We start from the raw sequence: 21128 nt of genomic DNA, 5'->3' as shown, positions 1-21128 counted from the left end.
AGGGCCGCAGCTGTATCGAGGGACCATAACCCCTCACCCGATTTGCTACGCAAATCGACCTCTCCCTTTGGGAGAGGTGATCCTTCGTTTGTCGCCGGACCTCAATCCGGGCTCTATCTCTTCCGGAACTTTGCGACCGTCTGCTGACAGAAGATCGCGACCTGTCGCGCGCCATGCGGCACCACGAAGATGACAAGGAACAGCAGCACGCCGAACACGGCGCCCGACAGGCCCTTGGAGATGTTCTCCGCCATGTTGGGCACGAAGATGATGAAGGCGGCGCCCACGATCGACCCTGGCAGCCAGCCGACGCCGCCGACCACCATGCCGAGGAATAGCTGGATCGCGAGCCCGATGGTGTAGCTGTCGGGCGCGACGAATTGCACGACGATGGCGCCGAGCGAGCCGGCGATGCCGGTGATCCCGGCGGACACGCCGAAGGCCAGCGTCTTGTACAGCGCGACGTCGATGCCCATGGCGGATGCCGCGATCTCATTGTCGCGGATAGCCATGAAGGCTCTGCCCGAGCGCGAGCGCAACAGGTTCACCGCGCCGACATAGATCGCAATGGTGATCGCCAGTGTGAAATAATAGAGCCACATGTCCTGCGACATCGGCAGGCCGAACGGCGCGTCGGGCTTGGTCACGACCAGGCCCTGCACGCCGCCCGTCCAGGGCTCCAGGAAGTTGAGCTTGAGCAGCTGCGGCATGGCGGTTGCGAGCGCAAACGTTGCGAGCGCGAGGTAGACACCGGAGAGCCGCAGCGCCGGCTGGCCGAACAGGAAGCCGACCGCAAAGCACAGGATACCCGAGATCGGCAGCGTCAGCGCATAGTTGACGTTGTATTGCTCCATCAGGACCGCGGACGTGTAGGCGCCCACGGCGTAGAACGCGCTCTGGCCGAGCGAGAATTGGCCGCTCCCGCCGGTCAGGATGTTCAATGCCAAGACTGCCAGGCCATAGACCAGCAGCATCGTGAGCTGGAAGATGACGAAATTCTTCACGACCAGCGGCGCCAGGATCAACAGCGCCAACACGACCAGCGACGTGCCGGTGCCGAGTGTCATGGCGCGCTTGGGGACGGCTTCGACGGCTGGTGCTTCGGTTACGACTTCCTCGACAGCAGCGCTCATGATCAGACTCGCTTCACGATGGCACGGCCGAACAGACCGGCAGGTTTGACGACCAGGACGGAAATGATCAACGCGAGCGCAATCGGCAGCTTCAGCTCGTTGCCGACGCCCGGGATGTAGGTGCCGGCGAGGTTCTCGAAGATGCCGACCAAAAAGCCGCCGACCACGGCGCCGAGCGGGCTGGTCAGGCCGCCGAGCACGGCTGCGGCAAAGCCGTAGATCAGGACGCCGCCCATCATGTTCGGCTCCAGGAATACCACTGGCGCGATCAGCATGCCGGCGATGGCGCCGATTGCCGACGCCATGCCCCAGCCGAGCGCGATCATCCAGCTCGTGTTGATGCCGACCAGCCGTGCCGATTCGGGCAGCGACGCGGCCGCACGCATCGCCAGGCCAACGCGGGTGTACTGGAAGAAGAAATAGAGCCCGATCAGGAGCAGGATGGTGACTCCGATCATGCCGGCCTGGTGGGTCGAGATAAGCTGGCTGCCTAGGAAGGGGGCAGAACCGAACGGTGTCGGATATTGCTTGATGGTGAAGTCCCAGATCAGCCCGGCGGAGGAGTTGATGATCGAATATAGCGCGATGAAGCCGGCGACGTTGGTCAGCACCGGCGCCTTCGCCAGCGGCTTGAACAGGATGCGCTCGATGGCGATGCCGGCAACGAAGGAAAGGCCGATGGTGAGGAAGAAGGCGGCCCAATAGGGTATGCCCCATTGCATCATCTGCCAGGAGATGAAGGTCGAGAACATCGCCATTTCGCCCTGCGCGAAATTGAGATGGTCGATCGCCTGGTAGATCATGACCACCGCGAGCGCCATGCAGGCGTAAATCGCGCCGGTGGAGATGCCCGCCAGGATTTGGTTGCTGAATAGCTCCATTGCCCTCGTTCCCTCAATAGCCCAGATAGGACTTGCGGACGTTCTCGTCGTTGGCGATCTCTTGGGCCGCCCCCGACATCACGATGCGGCCGGTCTCGATCACATAGGCCTGGTCGGCGAGCTCGAGCGCGAGCTGCGCGTTCTGCTCGACCACCAGGATCGAAACCTTCTCCTCGCGATTGATCTTGCCGAGGATCTTGAAGAGGTCGCGCACGACGAGCGGCGCGAGCCCGAAAGAGGGCTCATCGAGCAGCATCAGCCGCGGCCGCAGCATCAGCGCGCGGGCGACCGCGAGCATCTGCTGCTCGCCGCCGGAGAGCGTGCCGGCCTGCTGGGTGTAACGCTGCTTGAGCACCGGGAAATAGGCATACATCCGCTCGATGTCGGAGACGATGCCGGCCTTGTCGCGCCGCGTGATGGCCCCGAGCTGCAGGTTTTCCTCCACCGTCATGGTGGTGAAGGTGCCGCGGCCCTGCGGCACATGGGCGATGCCGAGCCGCACGATGTTTTCGGTCGAACGGCTGGTGAGCGGCGCGCCCTCGAACTCGATCGCGCCGGTCGAGCGCACCATGTTGCAGATCGCGCGCAAGGTCGTGGTCTTGCCGGCGCCGTTGGCCCCGAGCAGCGTGGTGAGGCTGCCTTCGTTGAGCGAGAAGCTCAGCCCATGCAGGGCCTGCACCTGGCCGTAATAGGCGCGCAGGTCCCTGACGTTCAACAGCGTCGTCATTGGTCCTTGCTCCCGAGATAGGCCTTGATGACGTCGGGATCGGCCTGCACCTGCGCGGGCGTTCCTTCCGCGAGCTTGCGGCCGAAATTGAGCGCCACGACATGGTCGGCGATCGACATCACGAGCCCCATGTGGTGCTCGACCAGCAGCACGGTGACATGGCGCTCGTTGCGGATGCGGCGGATCAGGTCGCCGAGCACGTGGACCTCTTCATGGTTGAGGCCGCCTGCCGGCTCGTCGAGCAGCAGGATCTTGGGGTCGGTCGCGAGCGCGCGCGCCAGTTCCACACGCTTCTGGGTGCCGAACGGCAGGCCCGCCACGGTGGTGTGGGCGACGTCCTCGAGGTCCAGATAGGCGAGGAGCTCGTGCACCTTCTTGTTGACCGCAACCTCGCTGCGCCGGACCCAGGCGAGCCTGAGCGAGTCGCTGATGATGTCGCTCGAGGTCTTGGAATGGGCGCCGATGCGGACATTGTCCATCACCGAGAGGTTGGCGAACAGCGCGACGTTCTGGAAGGTGCGGCCGATGCCGATCTCGGCGATCCGGTGCGGCGGCCGCTTCAGGATGCTCTGTCCCTCCATCAGGATGTCGCCGGAGGACGGCTGGTAGAGCCGGGAGAGGCAGTTGAACAGGGTGGTTTTGCCGGCGCCGTTGGGACCGATCAGGCCGAGGACCTGACCCTTGTGCATGTTGAAGGAGACGCCGTTCAGTGCGACGATGCCACCGAACACGACGCTGACGTCGCGAACGGCGAGCAGGGGATCCTGTCCCTGCGCGAGCTGTGCCTGCGTCATCGTGTCCCGCCCGTGTGCCAGACAGGGACGGAACTGGCGGGCGAAAATTTTCGCACGTCCTTGCGATGAAGCCTACCTGATCCCTTCGGCCACGCGAGCAATTTTCCCTCCTGGTTTCCCGTTCTTGCTTTGTTGTTTTTTTGATTGCGCCGGCGGTGCGATGCCGACCAAGGCTGCTTCGATGTTCCTTACCATCGCGATCAGGCGCGGTCCAATATCGTTGAGCAGGCGTTCTTCCGTGAACCGGAATGCCGGCGCCCCGCAGTTAAACGCATAAGGCCCTGTTCCGTCATTTAACTTTAGTGCAACGCCGACCGCATGGACGTCGTTCTGCCACTCGCCGGCAGACATCGCAAAACCATGTTTCGCGATTGTTTCACCGGAACGCTCGATACCGTCGCGCATTTTGGGCCAGCGGCTGCCGTAGTGCTCGCGCAGTTCGCGCAATAAAATGGCGCGCTCGTCGTCGGGCAGCGCCCAGATGTAGGCCCGGCCCATCGCCGTGGTTGCAATAGGTATCCGGGAGCCGACGTCGAGTTGAACCCCGACCGTCAGGTCGCTCCTGGCCTGCCCGAAATAGATCATGCTGTGGCGGTCGCGGCCGCCGACTGCGCAGGCGCCCCCGGTCTGCCGCATAAGTTCTTGGCGGAACGGCTCGGAGAGGCGGCCCACCCCCAGATTGGCCAATGCTGCATAGCCGAGCGCCATCACCGCGGGCGCGAGCTTGTACTTCTCAAAGCGCGGGACCGGCGTAAGATAACCGAGCTTGGTCAATGTGTAAGTGAGCCGGGAAACGGTCGGCTTGGGCAAGTTGGTGCGGGCCGCGATCTCCTGATTGCCCAGAAGCCCGTCATGGGGTTGGAATGCGCGCAAGACGTCGAGTCCACGGGAGAGCGCGACGACGAAATTGCGATCGGTCGCTGGTTTCTTCCCTGTACGCTTCATTGATAGCTGCTACTTGCGTGGAGGCGTTGACAACGGACGTGCTTCAAAATAACCCTCACGTCAAGATGTGGAATTAAATTCCGCAGTGCGAAATCAACAAAATAAGCCGAAGCGGAGAGAAGCCGCCGAAGCGAGAGAGCCAAGGAGTGTAGCGTGAGCGAAGTCGTCAAGCTCGAACGTCGAGACATCATCGCCATCGTCACAGTCAACAGCCCGCCGGTGAATGCGCTCAGCGCCGCGGTGCGCGGCGGCATCCTCGAGTGCATGAATGCCGCGATCGCCGATCCGGAGGTCAAGGGCATCGTGTTGACCTGCGCGGGCCGCACCTTCATCGCCGGCGCAGACATCACCGAATTTGGCAAGCCGCCGAAGCCGCCGGGACTTAACGAAGTGCTCTCGGTGATGGAGAATTCGCCGAAACCGATCGTTGCCGCAATTCACGGCACAGCGCTCGGCGGCGGCCTCGAGGTCGCGCTCGCGTGCCATTTCCGCGTCGCCACCAAGGACGCCAGGCTCGGCCTGCCCGAGGTGAAACTCGGTCTGCTTCCCGGTGCCGGCGGCACGCAGCGCCTGCCGCGCGCGGTGGGACCCGAGCTTGCCGTGAAGATGATCGTCGGCGGCGATCCGATCGGGGCCGCTGAAGCGCTCAAGAACGGGCTGATCGAGGAGATCGCCGAGGGGCCGGCCTCCGGCGGCGAAGCATTCGCGCGCAAGGTGCTCGCTGAGAAGCGTCCCCTGCGCAGGCTGCGCGACGACGACGCCAAGCTCGCCGCGGCCAAGGCCGACCGCTCGATCTTCACCAATGCGGTCGCCGCCATGACCAAGCGGGCGCGCGGGCTGGAGGCGCCGTTCGCGGCCGCTGATGCGGTTGGTGCTGCCATCGATCTGCCGTTCGACGAGGGGTTGAAGAAGGAGCGCGAGGGTTTTCTGAAACTCGTCGCCAGCGACCAGTCCAAGGCGCAGCGCTACGCCTTCTTCGCCGAGCGCGAGGCGGCCAAGATCGCGGGCGTGCCGGAGGGGACAAAAGGTCGCAACGTAGCGCGCGTCGCCATCATCGGCGCCGGCACCATGGGCGGCGGCATTGCGATGTCCTTTGCCAATGCCGGCATCCCCGTCACTCTGATCGAGACCGCCGATGAGCAGCTCAAGCGCGGCATGGGCATCATGCAGAAGAACTGGGAGGCGACCGCCGCGCGCGGGGGCATCCCGGCGGATGCGCCGGCCAAGCGCATGGCGCTGATCGACGGCAAGGTCGGGCTCGAGAATGTGAAGGACGCCGACCTCATCATCGAGGCGGTGTTCGAGACCATGGCGGTCAAGAAGGACGTGTTCGGCAAGCTCGACCAGTTCGCCAAGCCGGGCGCCGTGCTCGCCTCCAACACCTCCTATCTGAACATCGACGAGATCGCCAAGCAGACCAAGCGTCCGCAGGACGTGCTGGGCATGCACTTCTTCTCGCCCGCCAACGTCATGAAGCTGTGCGAGATCGTGCGCGGAGCGAAGACCGCGCCTGACGCGCTGGTCACGGCAGTTTCGATCTCGCGCAAGATCGCAAAAGTACCGGCCGTGGTCGGCGTCTGCGACGGCTTCGTCGGCAACCGCATGCTGGCGCAGCGCGGCAAGCAGGCCGAGAAACTCCTGTTCGAAGGCGCGCTGCCGCAGCAGGTCGATGCCGTGGTGACAAAGTTCGGCATGCCGATGGGGCCGTTCGCGATGGGCGACCTTGCCGGCCTCGACATCGGCTGGCGCTCGCGCAAGGACCGCGGCATCAAGTCGGAGATCGCGGACGCGCTGTGCGAAGCCGGCCGCTTCGGCCAGAAGACCGGCAAGGGCTACTACAAGTATGAAGGCGGCTCCCGCTCGCCACTGCCCGATCCCGACGTCGAGAAGCTGATCGACGAGACGCTGACGCGTCTGGGGCGCAAGCGCCGGGCGGTGAGCGACGAGGAGATCCTCGAGCGCATGATGTATCCGATGATCAACGAGGGCGCGAAGATCCTCGAAGAGGGCATCGCGGCGCGGCCGTCCGACATCGACGTGGTCTGGCTCTACGGCTACGGCTGGCCGATCTATCGCGGTGGCCCGATGTTCTGGGCCGACCAGGTGGGCCTCAAGCACATCGCCGATCGTCTCGCCTTCTACGCCAAGGAGACCAACGATCCCTCGCTCGAGCCGGCGCCGCTGCTGAAGCGCCTCGCCGCCGAAGGCAAGGGTTTTGCGTCGCTCGCCGCGGCGTCGAAAGCTGCTTGATGAGCCGTTAGTTTCCCCACAAGTCATTCCGGGTTCGCTCTTGGCGCTCCCGGAATGACCGCCGCTTGATCGTATCGCGCTGAAATTGTCCATGACCCATCCTGGCGAACAGTTTTATCCCGAAGGCGTGCATTGGGACGATGAGATCATCCAGGGCACGGTGCCCGGCCTGTTGTCGGAGGCGGCGCAGAAGTTCGGTTCTCGCACCGTCATTGAATTCCGTGATCGTCCGATCTCCTACACCGGGCTCGAGGGGATGGTCGAAGTCGCGGCCAGTGCCTTCATGCGCGCGGGCCTCGGCAAGGGCGCGTCTGTCGCCCTGTTCCTCGGCAACACGCCTGATCATCCGGTCAATTTCTTCGGCGCGCTGAAGGCCGGCGCGCGGGTGGCGCATTTGTCGCCGCTCGACGGCGAGATCGCGCTGTCGCACAAGCTTTCGGATTCCGGCAGTCGCGTGCTTGTTACCAGCAACCTCGCGGCTTTGCTGGTGACCGCGCTGAAATTCCTGGAGAAGGGCCTGATCGATCGCCTGATCGTCTGCGAGGACGATCATTGGGGCAGTGTCGGCACCAAGCAGATGCCGCTGCCCGACGATCCCGCGGTCATCACCTTCAAGAAGTTCGTCGACGGCGCGACGCCACCGGCACAGTGGCCCGCGCTTTCGCCTGACGACGTTGCGCTGCTGCAATATACCGGGGGCACCACCGGCCTGCCGAAGGGCGCAATGCTCTCGCATGGCAATCTCACCTCCGCGGTATCGATCTATGACGTATGGGGCAAGCCCGGCCGCGCCAGGCGCGGCGACGTCATCGAGCGCGTGATCTGCGTGCTGCCGCTGTTCCACATCTATGCGCTCACCGTCGTGCTGCTCTCCTCAATCCGGCGCGGCAATCTGATCTCGTTGCACCAGCGCTTCGACGCGGAGACCGTGATGCGCGACATCGAGGTCAAGCGCGCCACCTATTTCCCCGGCGTGCCCACGATGTGGATCGCGATCGCGGCATTGCCCGATCTCGACAAGCGCGATTTCTCCTCACTCCACGTTGCCGGCTCGGGTGGCGCGCCGCTGCCGGTCGAGGTCGCCAAGGTGCTGCAGCAGCGGGTCGGCATGAAGCTCCGCAGCGGCTGGGGCATGACCGAGACCTGTTCGCCAGGCACCGCCCATTGCGACACCGAGCCGGAGAAACCGGGCTCGATCGGCATGATGCTGCCTGGCATCGAACTCGACGTGGTTGCGCTCGATGACCCCACCAAGGTGCTGGGCGTCGGAGAGGTCGGCGAGATCCGCATCCAGGGGCCGAACGTCACCAAAGGCTATTGGAACAAGCCCAAGGAGACGGCGGAGTCCTTTGTCGGCGACCGCTTCCTCACCGGTGATATCGGCTACATGGATGCGGACGGTTTCTTCTTCCTGGTCGACCGCAAGAAGGACATGATCATCTCCGGCGGCTTCAACGTCTATCCGCAGATGATCGAGCAGGCGATCTATACCCACCCGTCCGTGCACGAGGTGATCGTGATCGGCATTCCCGACGATTACCGCGGCGAGGCGGCCAAGGCCTATATCAAGCTGCGCGAGGGCGCCCAGCCCGTCTCGATCGACGAGCTGCGCGCGTTTCTCACTGGCAAGGTCGGCAAGCATGAGCTGCCGGCGGCGGTGGAGTTCGTCGCCGAGCTGCCGCGCACGCCGGTCGGAAAGCTCTCACGCTACGAATTGCGCAACCAGACCAGTTCCCAACCAACGCTACCAACACAACCAATCGCAACAGGAGGTCGTTCATGACCGATGCCGTCATCGTTTCCACTGCCCGCACGCCGATCGGCAAGGCCTATCGCGGCGCGCTCAACGTCACCGAGGGCGCGACCCTGCTTGGCCATGCCATCGGCGAAGCCGTGAAGCGCGCCAATGTCGATCCCAAGGAGGTCGAGGACGTGGTGATGGGCGCCGCCCTGCAGCAGGGCTCGACCGGCGGCAACATCGCGCGCAAGGCGCTGCTTCGCGCCGGGCTTCCGGTGACGGTCGGCGGCACCACCATCGACCGGCAGTGCGCCTCGGGCCTGCAGGCGATCGCGCTGGCCGCGCGCTCGGTGATCTTCGACGGCGTCGAGATCGCCGTCGGCGGCGGCGGCGAGTCGATCAGCCTCGTGCAGAACGACCATGCCAACAAGTTCCATACGCAGGACCCGGCGCTGCTCGAGATCAAGGGCGAGGTCTACATGCCCATGATCGACACGGCGGAGGTGGTCGCCAAGCGCTACAGCATCTCGCGCGAGCGCCAGGACGAATATTCGCTGGAGAGCCAGCGCCGCGTCGCCGCCGCACAGCAGGGCGGCAAGTTCAAGGATGAGCTCGCGCCGATCACCACCAAGATGGCAGTGACCGACAAGGCGACGGGTGCCGTGTCCTTCAAGGACATCACGCTGTCGCAGGACGAGGGTCCGCGTCCCGACACCACCGCCGAAGGCCTCGCCGGCCTGAAGCCGGTGCGCGGCGACGGCTTCTGCATCACCGCCGGCAATGCCAGCCAGCTCTCGGACGGCGCCTCGGCTTCCGTGATCATGAGCGACAAGGAAGCGGCCAAGCGTGGCCTCAAGCCGCTCGGCATCTTCCGCGGCTTCGTCGCCCATGGCTGTGAGCCGGACGAGATGGGCATCGGTCCGGTCTTTGCCGTGCCGCGCCTTCTCAAGCGTCATGGCCTGAAGGTCGATGACATCGGTCTCTGGGAGCTCAACGAAGCCTTCGCGGTGCAGGTGCTCTATTGCCGCGACAAGCTCGGCATCGACCCCGAGAAGATCAACGTCAATGGCGGCGCGATCGCGGTCGGCCATCCCTACGGCATGTCGGGCGCGCGCCTGACCGGCCACGCGCTGATCGAAGGCCGCCGCCGCAAGGCGAAGTACGCCGTCGTCACCATGTGCGTCGGCGGCGGCATGGGCGCAGCCGGCCTGTTCGAGGTGCTGCAGTAAGGCCTTGCGTCATTCCGGACAGGCGCGAGAGCGTCTGATCCGGAATCCAGAGATTGTGGCGCGAGATTCCGGCCTTCACGCTTTGCGTGCCCCGGAATGACGAGCCAAACCATTTATAGGCTCAAAGGAGACTCCGATGGATCTCAGCTTCACCAAGGAAGAGCAGGCGTTCCGCGAGGACGTGCGGCAGTTCTTCCGCGACAATGTTCCGCCGGAGACACGGCGCAAGCTGGTCGAGGGCCGGCACCTCTCCAAGGACGAGATGGTCACCTGGTGGCGCATCCTCAACAAGAAGGGTTGGGGCGTCACGCACTGGCCGAAGGAATATGGCGGCACGGGGTGGACCTCGGTGCAGCACTACATCTTCAACGAGGAGCTGCAGAGCTATCCGGCGCCGCAGCCGCTCGCCTTTGGCGTCAGCATGGTCGGTCCGGTCATCTACACCTTCGGCAATGAGGAGCAGAAGAAGAAGTACCTGCCGCGCATCGCCAGTGTCGACGACTGGTGGTGCCAGGGCTTCTCGGAGCCGGGCTCGGGCTCCGACCTCGCCTCGCTCAAGACCAAGGCCGAGCGCAAGGGCGACAAGTGGATCATCAACGGCCAGAAGACCTGGACCACGCTCGCCCAGCACGCCGACATGATCTTCTGCCTCTGCCGCACTGATCCGGCCGCGAAGAAGCAGACCGGCATCTCCTTCATCGTGTTCAGCATGAAGTCGAAGGGCGTTACCGTGCGCCCGATCCAGACCATCGACGGCGGCCACGAGGTCAACGAGGTCTTCTTCGACGACGTCGAAGTTCCTTACGAGAACCTCATCGGCGAGGAGAACAAGGGCTGGGATTACGCCAAATTCCTGCTCGGCAATGAGCGCACCGGCATCGCTCGGGTCGGCGTCTCCAAGGAGCGCCTGCGCCGCATCAAGGAGCTGGCGTCGAAGGTCGAGTCCGGCGGACGCCCGGTGTTGGAAGATCCCGCCTTCCGCGAGAAGTTCGCGGCCTGCGAGATCGAGCTCAAGGCACTGGAGCTGACGCAGCTGCGCGTCGTCGCCGACGAAGGCAAGCACGGCAAGGGCAAGCCCAACCCGGCGTCCTCGGTGCTGAAGATCAAGGGCTCGGAGATCCAGCAGACCACCACCGAGCTTCTGATGGAAGTGATCGGGCCGTTCGCCGCACCCTATGACGAGCATCCCGACAATTCCAACGAAGCGATGGACTGGACCGCGCAGATCGCGCCGACCTATTTCAACAACCGCAAGGTCTCGATCTACGGCGGCTCCAACGAGATCCAGCGCAACATCATCTGCAAGGCGGTGCTGGGGCTTTGATGTCATTCCGGGGGCGCGAAGCGCGAACTATGGTGCGCAATTGCGCACCTGAGAATCTCTCGCGCCGCAACTTCTGGATTCCGGGTCCACGCGCTTGGCGCGTGTCCCGGAATGACAGAGTGAAAATTAGACGGGTATGAGGAAATAAGACACATGGATTTCGATTTGTCCGAGGAGCAGCGGCTGCTCAAGGAAAGCGTCGATGGACTTCTCACTGACGCCTATGATTTCGAGCAGCGCAAGAAATACATGAAAGAGAAGGGCGGCTGGAGCAGAGCCATCTGGTCCAAGCTCGCCGAGCAGGGCCTGCTCGGCCTGCCGTTCGCGGAAAGCGACGGCGGCTTCGGTGCGGGCGCCGTGGAAACCATGATCGTGATGGAAGCGCTCGGCAAGTCGCTGGTGCTGGAGCCGTATCTCGCGACCGTTGTGATCGGCGGCGGCTTCCTGCGCCACGGCGGCTCGGCCGCGCAGAAGGCCGCGCACATTCCGGCCATCATCGACGGCAGCAGGACTCTTGCCTTCGCCCAGCTCGAGAAGGGCTCGCGCTACGATCTGTCCGATGTCACGACATCGGCGAAGAAGAAGGGCAACGGCTGGGTGATCGACGGAGAGAAGTTCGTCGTCCTCAATGGCGAGAACGCCGATACCTTGATCGTAACCGCGCGCACCAAGGGCGGCCAGCGCGACAAGACCGGCATCGGCATCTTCCTTGTCCCCGCGGATGCAAAAGGCGTGACCAGGAAGGCCTATCCGACTCAGGACGGCCTGCATGCCGCCGACATCACTTTCACCGGTGTAGAGGTGGGCGCGGACGCTGTGATCGGCGATCCCGAGAACGGCCTGCCGCTCATCGAGCGCGTCGTCGACGAGGCGCGCACCGCGCTGTGTGCCGAAGCAGTCGGCCTGATGGATGAATCGCTGAAAACCACCGTTGAGTATATCAAAACGCGCAAGCAGTTCGGCGTGGCGATCGGCACCTTCCAGAGCTTGCAGCATCGCGCCGCCGACATGTTCGTGGCTCTCGAGCAGGCCCGCTCGATGTCGATGTTCGCGACCATGGCCGCCGATTTCGACAATGCGAAAGAGCGCGCCACCGCGATCGCCGCGGCCAAGGTGCAGATCGGAAAGTCAGGCAAGTTCATCGGCCAGCAATCGATCCAGCTTCATGGCGGCATCGGCATGACCATGGAGGCCAAGATCGGCCACTACTTCAAGCGGCTGACCATGATCGAGAACACCTTCGGTGACACGGAGTATCATCTACGCCGCGTCAGCGAGGGCGGCGGGCTGGTGTAAGGCTCTCTCCCTCGTCATCCGGGGCGCGCGTAAGCGCGAACGCGGAAATCTCGCGCCACAACCTCTGGATTCCGGGTCCACGCGCTTTGGCGCGTGCCCCGGAATGACGAAATCCCCGGGAGCAAACAACATGAAAAACACCCCGTTCGACCTCACCGGCCAGGTCGCCGTCATTACCGGTTCAAGCCGCGGCATCGGCCGCTCGTCGGCTGAGCTGCTGGCGCAACTCGGCGCCAAGGTCATAATCTCCAGCCGCAAGGCCGATGCCTGCGAGGCAGTGGCGGATGGCATCCGCAAGGCCGGCGGCGATGCGCATGTCATTGCCTGCAATATCGCTCGCCGCAATGAGGTCGAGGCGCTGATCTCGGGCGCGACCAAGCATTACGGCAAGATCGACATCCTCGTCTGCAACGCCGCGGTCAATCCCTATTACGGCCCGCTGCTCGACATTACGGATGAGGCCTTCGACAAGATCATGGGCAGTAACGTCAAGAGCAACATCTGGCTCTCTTCGCTCGCGATCCCGCAGATGGCGGCGCGCGGCAAGGGCTCGGTCGTGATCATCTCCTCAATCGGCGGCCTGCGCGGCTCGACCGTGATCGGCGCCTATGGCATCTCCAAGGCCGCCGACTTCGCGCTGTGCCGCAGCCTCGCCGGCGAATGGGGTCCGAAGGGCGTGCGCGTCAATTGCGTCGCGCCGGGCCTGGTCAAGACCGATTTCGCCCGCGCGCTCTGGGAAGACGAGGAGCGCCTGAAACACCGCTGCGCCACCACACCCCTTCGCCGCATCGGCGAGCCCGACGAGATCGCCGGTGCGGTCGCCTATTTGGCCTCGGATGCTTCGACATTTATGACCGGCCAGACCATCGTGGTCGATGGCGGCGTGACGACGGCGGCGGTGTAGGATCACGCGCACCGATCCTAAGTTACGCCGTTCTTCGCAATAACGGCTCCCTGGGGCGTCATGGGTCCCGGCGCGCGCCGGGACGACTCGGAGATATTGACCTTCCCCGTCCAATCCCCTTTCCTTGGCGCGACACAACAAGCCTCCCCGTCAACGGGACAAACGCCAAGGTAAGCTTCCATGTCCTTTGTGCTGGCCATCGATCAGGGCACCACCTCCTCGCGCGCCATCGTGTTTCGCAGCGACATCTCCATCGCCGCAGTGGCGCAGCAGGAGTTTCCGCAGCATTTCCCGGCCTCGGGCTGGGTCGAGCACGAGCCGGAGGACATCTGGACCTCGACCGTCATCACCTGCCGCGATGCACTGGAAAAGGCGGGGCTGAAGGCGCGCGACATCGCCGCGATCGGCATCACCAACCAGCGCGAGACCACCGTGGTGTGGGATCGTGCCACCGGCCAGGCCGTGCACCGCGCCATCGTCTGGCAGGACCGCCGCACCGCCGATATCTGCGCCCAGCTCAAGGCCGAAGGCTATGAGCCGCTGGTCTCGCAAAAGACCGGCCTGATCATCGATCCCTATTTCTCCGGCACCAAAGTCGCCTGGATCCTCGACCAGGTTCCGGGCCTGCGCCAGCGCGCCGAGCGCGGCGAGCTGTTGTTCGGTACGGTCGATTGCTATCTGCTGTGGCGACTCACCGGCGGCAAGGTTCATGCGACCGACGCCACCAACGCCTCGCGCTCGCTGCTGTTCAACATTCACACCGGGCAGTGGGACGACGAGCTGTTGAAGATCCTGCGCGTGCCACGCTCGATGCTGCCCGAGGTGAAGGATTCCTCCGCAAGGTTCGGCGAAAGCGTGCCTGATCTCTTTGGCGGCGCAATCCCGATCTCAGGCATCGCCGGCGACCAGCAGGCCGCGACCATTGGCCAGGCCTGCTTCACGCCCGGCATGATGAAATCGACCTACGGCACCGGCTGCTTCGCGCTGCTCAACACCGGATCGACGCCGGTCGCCTCGAAGAACAAGCTGCTCACCACCATCGCCTACCAGCTCGGGGGAAAGCGCACCTACGCGCTGGAAGGTTCGATCTTCGTCGCGGGCTCCGCGGTGCAATGGCTGCGCGACGGGCTCGGCATCATCAAGCAGGCCGCCGAGACCGGCCCGCTCGCCGACAAATCCGATTCTACCCAGAGCGTCTATCTGGTGCCGGCCTTTGTCGGAATGGGCGCGCCCTATTGGCGGCCGAACGCGCGCGGCGCGCTGTTCGGGCTCACGCGGAATACCGGCCCCGCCGAGCTCGCACATGCCACCCTTGAGAGCGTCTGCTACCAGACCTTCGATCTCTGGGAAGCGATGCGCGCCGACTGGCCCGAGGCGAAAGCAGCCGCCAACATCGTGCTCCGCGTCGACGGCGGCATGACGGCCTCGGACTGGACCATGCAGCGCCTTGCGGATTTGCTGAACGCCCCGGTCGATCGGCCGATGATCCAGGAGACAACCGCGTTAGGCGCTGCCTATCTCGCCGGTCTGTGCGCAGGCGTCTATCCCGAGCCCGCCAAATTCGCCGACAACTGGCGCCTCGAGCACCGCTTCAAGCCCAACATGAGCGCAGCCACGCGCGAGCGGAAGCTGAAGGGCTGGGCGAAGGCGGTGAAGGGCGTGCTGGCGAGCGATGCGGGGGAATAGGGCACTCTTTTTCAGTCACGCGCGTCGTATTCTTTCTGATTGCCACATGCACCGCCGTCATGCCCGGGCTTGTCCCGGGCATCCACGTCTTTCCGCGTGCGTGGCCCGACGTGGATGGCCGGGACAAGCCCGGCCATGACGTGGAGAGAGCTATCGCGTGAGTCGGCCGCCTCGGATCAATCCACACCCTGTCCGCTCTCCTCCTGCACCGCCAGCAGGGCCTTCAGCGTATCCTCGCTGAGCTTGCCGGTGGTGGAGGAAGCTCGCCGTTCGACGGCCTCAACCGGCCTTGAATGCTGCGGGAGCGCGGCGTCGTAGACCGGCGCGGCCGTCCCAGCCTCGTCGACCTCCGTGGCCTCATCCGTGGTATCCGCGCTTTGCGCGTAGCCAACGCGGCGGCGGCGCCTGGCTTCCTTCGGCTTGGGCGGCTCGGGCGTGTAGACAATCGGCGGCAGGATGTGATGGCGCGACATGAGTTCGCTTTCCTATGGCCGGCTGTGGCCATCTAGCGGCTGATTCGCGGAAGGCCGCCAGTTAAAAATCCGTCATGAGGCAAGCGGCAGCGTTCTCGATATGCCGCCTGCGCGGGGTATGACAGACTGGCGCGACCAACAGAGAGTGCACACCATGTTCCTGATCGGCCAATACGACTCTCCGTTCGTCCGCCGGGTCGCGATCGCGATGCGGCTTTACGGACTGAAGTTCGATCACAAGCCGTGGTCGACCTTCGGCGATGCCGAGAAGATCGCGCCCTATAATCCGCTCAGGCGGGTGCCGACCCTGGTGCTCGACGACGGCGAGGCTCTGATCGATTCCACCGCGATCATCGATTATCTCGACGAGCTGGTCGGGACGGACAGGGCGATGATCGCCGCCAAGGGGATCGAGCGGCGTCGGCACTTGCGCATCATCGCACTTGCGACCGGGCTCGGCGACAAGTCTGTGAGCCTCGTCTACGAAAGCGCACTGCGCAAGGAAAAGCTCGCGCTGTGGGTCGATCGCTGCGAGGCGCAGATCAAGGGCGCGCTGGATGCGCTGGAGCAGGCGCGCGACGCTGCGACGACGCCCTATCTGTTCGGCGCGGGCATCGGCCATTCCGACATCGCGCTTGCCTGCGTGTTGCGCTTCACCGTTGAGGCACATTCGCATCTGTTCACGCCACAGGCGTATCCCGCACTGTCAGCACATTCCTCGATGTGCGAGGCGCTGCCGGTGTTCAAGGAAATCGTGCAGCCGCTCTCGCCGCCGAAGCGGTGATCTTGTCGTCCCGCGCTTCGCGCGGTGCGGCTAACCTCTCGCCGCCTTCTTTCGCCACGCCAGATGCACCGCGCAGCTGCAGCCGGGCGGATGCGAGGTGATATCGTTCGCCGGTGTCGCCGCCGGCGCTGTCGTCGGCATCGCCTCCTGTACCGCGCGGTCGGTCGCCGAGCGGTCCTGCGTCGGGATGTAGTTCAGGATCGGCGCCAGCCAGCGTTCGACCTCCGCGACCTGCATGCCCTTGCGCGCGGCGTAGTCCTCGACCTGGTCGCGCTCGATCTTGCCGACGCCGAAATAATAGCTTTCGGGATGCGAGAAATAGAGGCCGGAGACCGACGAGCCCGGCCACATCGCAAAGCTCTCGGTCAGCTTCACCCCGGCATTGTTCTCGGCATCGAGCAGCTCGAACAGCGTCTTCTTCTCGGTGTGATCGGGCTGCGCGGGATAGCCGGGCGCCGGGCGGATGCCCTGATACTTCTCGAGGATCAGGTCCTGGTTCGACAGCGTCTCATCCGGCGCATAGGCCCAGAGCTCGCGCCGCACCCGCGCATGCATGCGCTCGGCGAAGGCTTCCGCGAGGCGATCGGCCAGCGCCTTGCACAGGATCGAGGAGTAGTCGTCATTGGCATGCTTGAAGCGGTCGGCGACCGCGTCCTCGCCGATGCCTGCGGTCACGGCAAAACCGCCGATATAGTCAGGCATCTTCGTGTCGCGCGGCGCGATAAAGTCCGACAGCGCTGCGTTGAAGCGGCCCTCGCGCTTCTCGAGCTGCTGGCGCAGCGTGTGCAGGGTCGCGATCTTCCTGGTCCGCGCCTCGTCGGCGTAGACGGCGATATCGTCACCTTCGGCATTGGCCGGCCAGAAGCCGACCACCGCGCGCGCGGTGAACCATTTTTCCTTGACGATGCGGTCGAGCATCTTGCGCGCATCGTCATAGAGCGCCCGTGCCGCCTCGCCGACTTTTGCGTCGTCGAGAATGGCGGGGAAGCGGCCGGCCAGCTCCCAGGTCTGAAAGAACGGCGTCCAGTCGATATAGGGAACGAGCTCGGCGAGGTCGTAATCCGCGAACGTCCTGGTGCCGAGGAAGGTCGGCTTCTTCGGCGGTGTTTGGGCAAAATCGATCTTCGGTGCGTTGGCGCGTGCGGCGGCCAGCGACAGTCGCTTCTTGTCGGCCTGTGCCCGGAAATGCGCCGCCGAGATCTTGGCATATTCGGCGCGGACCTCCGCCGCATACGCCTCGCGCCGGTCGGACAAGAGCGAGGACGCAACACCGACCGCGCGGCTCGCGTCATTGACATGCACCACGGGACCGGCGTGATAGTTCGGATCGATCTTCACTGCCGTGTGCACGCGGCTGGTGGTCGCACCGCCGATCAGGAGCGGCACCTTCAGCCCTTCGCGTTGCAGCTCAGAAGCGAAGAACGCCATTTCGTCGAGCGAGGGTGTGATCAGGCCGGAAAGGCCGACAATATCCGCCTTCTCCGTCTTGACCGTCTCGACGATCCTGGCGGCGGGCACCATCACGCCGAGGTCGATGACCTCGAAATTATTGCACTGGAGCACAATGCCGACGATGTTCTTGCCGATATCGTGCACGTCGCCCTTCACGGTCGCCATCACGATTTTGCCGGCAGAAGAACGCTGGCCGGCGCTGCCGTTGTTGTTCGCCTTCTCCGCTTCCATGAACGGCATCAGATAGGCAACGGCCTGCTTCATCACGCGGGCGGATTTGACCACCTGCGGCAGGAACATCTTGCCGTCGCCGAAGAGGTCACCGACCACGTTCATGCCGGCCATCAGCGGGCCCTCGATCACCCCCAGCGGCCGCGTGGCGGCCTGGCGTGCTTCTTCGGTGTCGCGCTCGATGAACTCGGTGATGCCGTGCACCAGCGCGTGAGAGAGCCGCTTGTCGACCGGCCATTCGCGCCAGGCGAGATCGGCTTCCTTGGCCTGCGTCTGCTTGCCACGGAATCTTTCCGCGAGCGCCAGCAGCCGCTCGGCTGCGCCGGGATCGCGATTGAGGACGACGTCCTCACACACCTGGCGCAGCTCGGGATCGATGTCGTCATAGACGATCATCTGGCCGGCGTTGACGATGCCCATGTCCATGCCGGCCTTGATGGCGTGATACAGGAACACCGAGTGCATGGCCTCGCGCACCGGCTCATTGCCGCGGAACGAGAAGGAGAGGTTGGAGACGCCGCCCGAGACATGTGCGCCCGGCAAATTCTGGCGGATCCAGCGCGTGGCCTCGATGAAATCGACGCCGTAATTGTTGTGCTCCTCGATGCCGGTCGCGATTGCGAAAATATTCGGATCGAAGATGATGTCTTCCGGCGGGAAGCCGACGCGATCGACCAGGATGTCGTAGGCGCGTTTGCAGATCTCGGTCTTGCGCGCAAAGGTGTCGGCCTGGCCCTTTTCGTCAAAAGCCATCACCACGACCGCCGCGCCATGGCGCCGCGCGATTTCCGCCTCGTGAATGAACTTCTCCTCGCCCTCTTTCATCGAGATCGAGTTCACGATCGGCTTGCCCTGCACGCATTTCAGGCCGGCCTCGATGACCGTGAATTTCGAGGAGTCGACCATCACGGGCACGCGGGCGATGTCGGGCTCGGCGGCAACGAGGTTGAGGAAGGTCCGCATCGCGGCTTCCGAGTCCAGCAGGCCCTCGTCCATGTTGACGTCGATCACCTGCGCGCCATTGGCAACCTGGTCGCGCGCGACCTGCAGCGCAGCGGCGTAGTCGCCGGCGGTGATCAGCTTGCGGAATTTGGCGGAGCCCGTGACGTTGGTGCGCTCGCCGACGTTGACAAAGGGAATTGCGGGCGTCAGCTCGAACGGCTCCAGCCCCGAGAGCCGCAGCCGGGGCGCGATCTCCGGCACGACGCGCGGCTTGTGGGGCGCGACGGCGGCGGCAATCGCCGCGATATGGTCGGGCGTGGTGCCGCAGCAGCCGCCGACGACGTTGACCAGCCCGTCGCGTGCGAAGGCGCCGATCAGGCGCGCCATGTAGTCCGGCGTCTCGTCATACTGGCCGAATTCGTTGGGCAGGCCGGCATTGGGATAGGCACAGACCAGCGTATCGGCGATGCGGCTGATATCGGCGATGTGGGCGCGCAGATCTTCCGCACCGAGCGCGCAGTTGAAGCCGATGGTGATGGGCCTGGCATGCTGCACCGAGTTCCAGAACGCTTCCGGCAGTTGCCCGGAGAGCAGGCGGCCGGATTTGTCGGTGATGGTGCCCGACACCATCACCGGCACATCGATGCCGCGCGCCTCGCAGATCTCGGCGATCGCATAAAGAGCCGCCTTGGCGTTCAGCGTGTCGAAGATGGTCTCGAGCAGCAGCAGATCGACGCCGCCGTCGAGCAGGCCCTTGACCTGTTCGCCATAGGCTTCGCGGAGATCATCGAAAGTCACCGCGCGATAGCCGGGGTTGGCGACGTCGGGCGAGATCGAGGCGGTGCGGTTGGTCGGGCCGATGGCGCCGGCGACGAAACGCGGCTTGCCGTCCTCGGCTGCGACGCGCTCCGCCGCGGCGCGCGCGAGTCTGGCGCCATCGCGGTTCATCTCATAGACGATCTCCGCGAGGTCGTAGTCGGCCTGCGCGATCGAGGTCGATGAGAAGGTGTTGGTGGCGACAATATCGGCGCCGGCGCGCAAGTACGCGGCGTGGATGTCCTCGATCGCCTTCGGCTGGGTCAGGATCAACAGATCGTTGTTGCCGCGGAGGTCGCGATGGAAATTGGCGAAGCGCGTGCCTCGGAACGCAGTCTCGTCGAACTGCAGACCCTGGATCATGGTGCCCATGGCGCCGTCGAGCACCAGGATGCGCTTCCTGGCCTCAGTGAGCAGGGCGATGCGCTTGGGAGAAACGGGTACGGACATCAGGCGGCCTCTCGCGCGGTCTTCGGGCGAATGCCGAGCAGATGGCTGATCGCAAACACGAGATCGGCGCGGTTCATGGTGTAGAAATGGAAGGTGTCGACGCCGTGCTTGGCAAGCTTCTGCACTTGCCCGGCGGCAACGGTTGCCGCCACCAGCTTGCGCGTCTCGACATCGTCGTCGAGCCCGTCGAATTTCTGCGCCAGCCAGTCCGGCACGCTGGTGCCGGCGCGGGTGACGAAATTGCGGGCCTGCTTGAAATTGTGCATGGGCATGATGCCAGGCACGACCGGGATGTCGATCCCGCGCGCACGCACGCGGTCGAGGTAGCGGAAGTAGAGGTCGTTGTCGAAGAAGACCTGGGTGATCGCGCGCGCGGCGCCCGCGTCGACCTTGGCCTTCAGCGTGTCGATGTCGGCGTCGAAATCGCACGCCTCGGGATGCTTCTCGGGATAGGCCGAAACCGACACCTCGATATCGGGGTGGCGCTTCCTGATGCCTTCGACCAGTTCCGGCGAGGTCTTGTAGCCGTCGGGATGCGCCACGAAGGGCGTGCCGATACCGGTGGCGGGGTCGCCGCGCAGGGCCACGATGTGGCGGACGCCGACATCATGATAGCGGTCGACAATCTCGTCGATCTCGCCCCTGGACGCACCGACACAGGTCAGGTGAGCAGCCGGGCGCAGAGCGGTCTCGGACAGGATGCGGGCGATGGTGGCGTGGGTGCGCTCGCGCGTGGAGCCGCCGGCGCCGTAGGTCACCGACACGAAGTTCGGCGCCAAGGGCGCGAGCCTCTTGATGGTCTCCCACAGGTTCTTATCCATCTCTTCGGTCTTCGGCGGGAAGAACTCGAAGGAGATTTTGGCGGCTGGCAGCGCGCGGGCCGCCTCGGGGGCGGGGGGCGTCAGCTCGGACATCGGACCACAGACTCCACTGGTTCAGGGGTCAGGTTTGGGTTGGGAGGTGGTAAAATAGGCCAAAGGAGTGGGCTGAAACAGACCATTGGATATGGGAAATTGCCCAATTTCATCAATACTTGCGCTATAAAATCGAGACTGCGGGCAATGAGTTGGGCT

General features: G+C 64.4%; 16 protein-coding genes. 8 read left to right on the top strand and 8 right to left on the bottom strand.

Features of this window, described 5'->3' with window-relative positions; translation table 11 throughout:
* Positions 1–113: 113 nt before the first annotated feature.
* From A3AI_RS0122085 to A3AI_RS0122065, 5 genes are all read right to left on the bottom strand, one after another.
* Positions 114–1133, bottom strand: coding sequence for a branched-chain amino acid ABC transporter permease (locus A3AI_RS0122085; protein WP_024517662.1), 1020 nt, complete (start codon positions 1131–1133; stop codon positions 114–116).
* A 2-nt stretch (positions 1134–1135) separates the two neighbouring features.
* On the bottom strand, positions 1136–2014 hold the full coding sequence (locus A3AI_RS0122080; protein WP_024517661.1) for a branched-chain amino acid ABC transporter permease: 879 nt from the start codon (positions 2012–2014) through the stop codon (positions 1136–1138).
* A gap of 13 nt (positions 2015–2027) precedes the next feature.
* Positions 2028–2741 (bottom strand): ABC transporter ATP-binding protein, encoded by a 714-nt coding sequence (locus A3AI_RS0122075; protein ID WP_024517660.1) that lies wholly within the window; start codon positions 2739–2741, stop codon positions 2028–2030.
* Positions 2738–3535, bottom strand: a complete 798-nt coding sequence (locus tag A3AI_RS0122070) for an ABC transporter ATP-binding protein (RefSeq protein WP_024517659.1) — start codon at positions 3533–3535, stop codon at positions 2738–2740. The genes A3AI_RS0122075 and A3AI_RS0122070 overlap by 4 nt, the downstream gene beginning before the upstream one ends.
* A gap of 72 nt (positions 3536–3607) precedes the next feature.
* On the bottom strand, positions 3608–4480 hold the full coding sequence (locus tag A3AI_RS0122065; protein ID WP_024517658.1) for an IclR family transcriptional regulator: 873 nt from the start codon (positions 4478–4480) through the stop codon (positions 3608–3610).
* A gap of 153 nt (positions 4481–4633) precedes the next feature.
* Between A3AI_RS0122065 and A3AI_RS0122060 the strand changes: the two genes are divergently transcribed.
* The 7 genes from A3AI_RS0122060 to glpK all read left to right on the top strand — a co-directional run bounded on the left by A3AI_RS0122060 (position 4634) and on the right by glpK (position 14907).
* On the top strand, positions 4634–6730 hold the full coding sequence (locus tag A3AI_RS0122060; protein ID WP_024517657.1) for a 3-hydroxyacyl-CoA dehydrogenase NAD-binding domain-containing protein: 2097 nt from the start codon (positions 4634–4636) through the stop codon (positions 6728–6730).
* Between the two features lie 91 nt (positions 6731–6821).
* Positions 6822–8513, top strand: coding sequence for a dicarboxylate--CoA ligase PimA (gene pimA / locus A3AI_RS0122055; RefSeq protein WP_024517656.1), 1692 nt, complete (start codon positions 6822–6824; stop codon positions 8511–8513).
* The gene (locus A3AI_RS0122050; RefSeq protein ID WP_024517655.1) at positions 8510–9697 is read left to right on the top strand and encodes an acetyl-CoA C-acyltransferase; all 1188 of its coding nucleotides are present in this window, start codon (positions 8510–8512) and stop codon (positions 9695–9697) included. The genes pimA and A3AI_RS0122050 overlap by 4 nt, the downstream gene beginning before the upstream one ends.
* 136 nt (positions 9698–9833) lie before the next feature.
* A complete protein-coding gene (gene pimC, locus A3AI_RS0122045; RefSeq protein WP_024517654.1) occupies positions 9834–11021 on the top strand; it encodes a pimeloyl-CoA dehydrogenase large subunit in 1188 nt (395 codons plus the stop codon).
* A gap of 153 nt (positions 11022–11174) precedes the next feature.
* Positions 11175–12317: a pimeloyl-CoA dehydrogenase small subunit gene (gene pimD, locus A3AI_RS0122040; RefSeq protein ID WP_024517653.1), complete on the top strand. Its 1143-nt coding sequence runs from the start codon at positions 11175–11177 to the stop codon at positions 12315–12317.
* 130 nt (positions 12318–12447) lie between these two features.
* The gene (locus tag A3AI_RS0122035; RefSeq protein ID WP_024517652.1) at positions 12448–13221 is read left to right on the top strand and encodes an SDR family NAD(P)-dependent oxidoreductase; all 774 of its coding nucleotides are present in this window, start codon (positions 12448–12450) and stop codon (positions 13219–13221) included.
* Between the two features lie 180 nt (positions 13222–13401).
* A complete protein-coding gene (gene glpK, locus A3AI_RS0122030) occupies positions 13402–14907 on the top strand; it encodes a glycerol kinase GlpK (protein WP_024517651.1) in 1506 nt (501 codons plus the stop codon).
* Positions 14908–15083: 176 nt separating this feature from the next.
* Here the strand turns inward: glpK and A3AI_RS0122020 are convergent, their stop codons facing one another.
* A complete protein-coding gene (locus A3AI_RS0122020; protein WP_024517650.1) occupies positions 15084–15380 on the bottom strand; it encodes a hypothetical protein in 297 nt (98 codons plus the stop codon).
* 154 nt (positions 15381–15534) lie between these two features.
* On the opposite strand from A3AI_RS0122020, the gene A3AI_RS0122015 reads away from it, so the two are divergent.
* On the top strand, positions 15535–16164 hold the full coding sequence (locus A3AI_RS0122015; RefSeq protein ID WP_024517649.1) for a glutathione S-transferase family protein: 630 nt from the start codon (positions 15535–15537) through the stop codon (positions 16162–16164).
* A gap of 30 nt (positions 16165–16194) precedes the next feature.
* Here A3AI_RS0122015 and metH read toward each other — a convergent pair whose 3' ends face one another.
* A complete protein-coding gene (gene metH / locus A3AI_RS0122010; RefSeq protein WP_024517648.1) occupies positions 16195–20055 on the bottom strand; it encodes a methionine synthase in 3861 nt (1286 codons plus the stop codon).
* Positions 20055–20969, bottom strand: a complete 915-nt coding sequence (gene metF, locus A3AI_RS0122005; protein WP_024517647.1) for a methylenetetrahydrofolate reductase [NAD(P)H] — start codon at positions 20967–20969, stop codon at positions 20055–20057. Before metF ends, metH begins: the two co-directional genes overlap by 1 nt.
* Between the last annotated feature and the right edge of the window lie 159 nt (positions 20970–21128).

Source organism: Bradyrhizobium sp. Tv2a-2 (assembly GCF_000472425.1).
GTDB lineage: Bacteria > Pseudomonadota > Alphaproteobacteria > Rhizobiales > Xanthobacteraceae > Bradyrhizobium.
The sequence above is the reverse complement of the archived record's forward strand: the minus strand, read 5'-3'. Positions and strand labels throughout refer to the sequence as shown.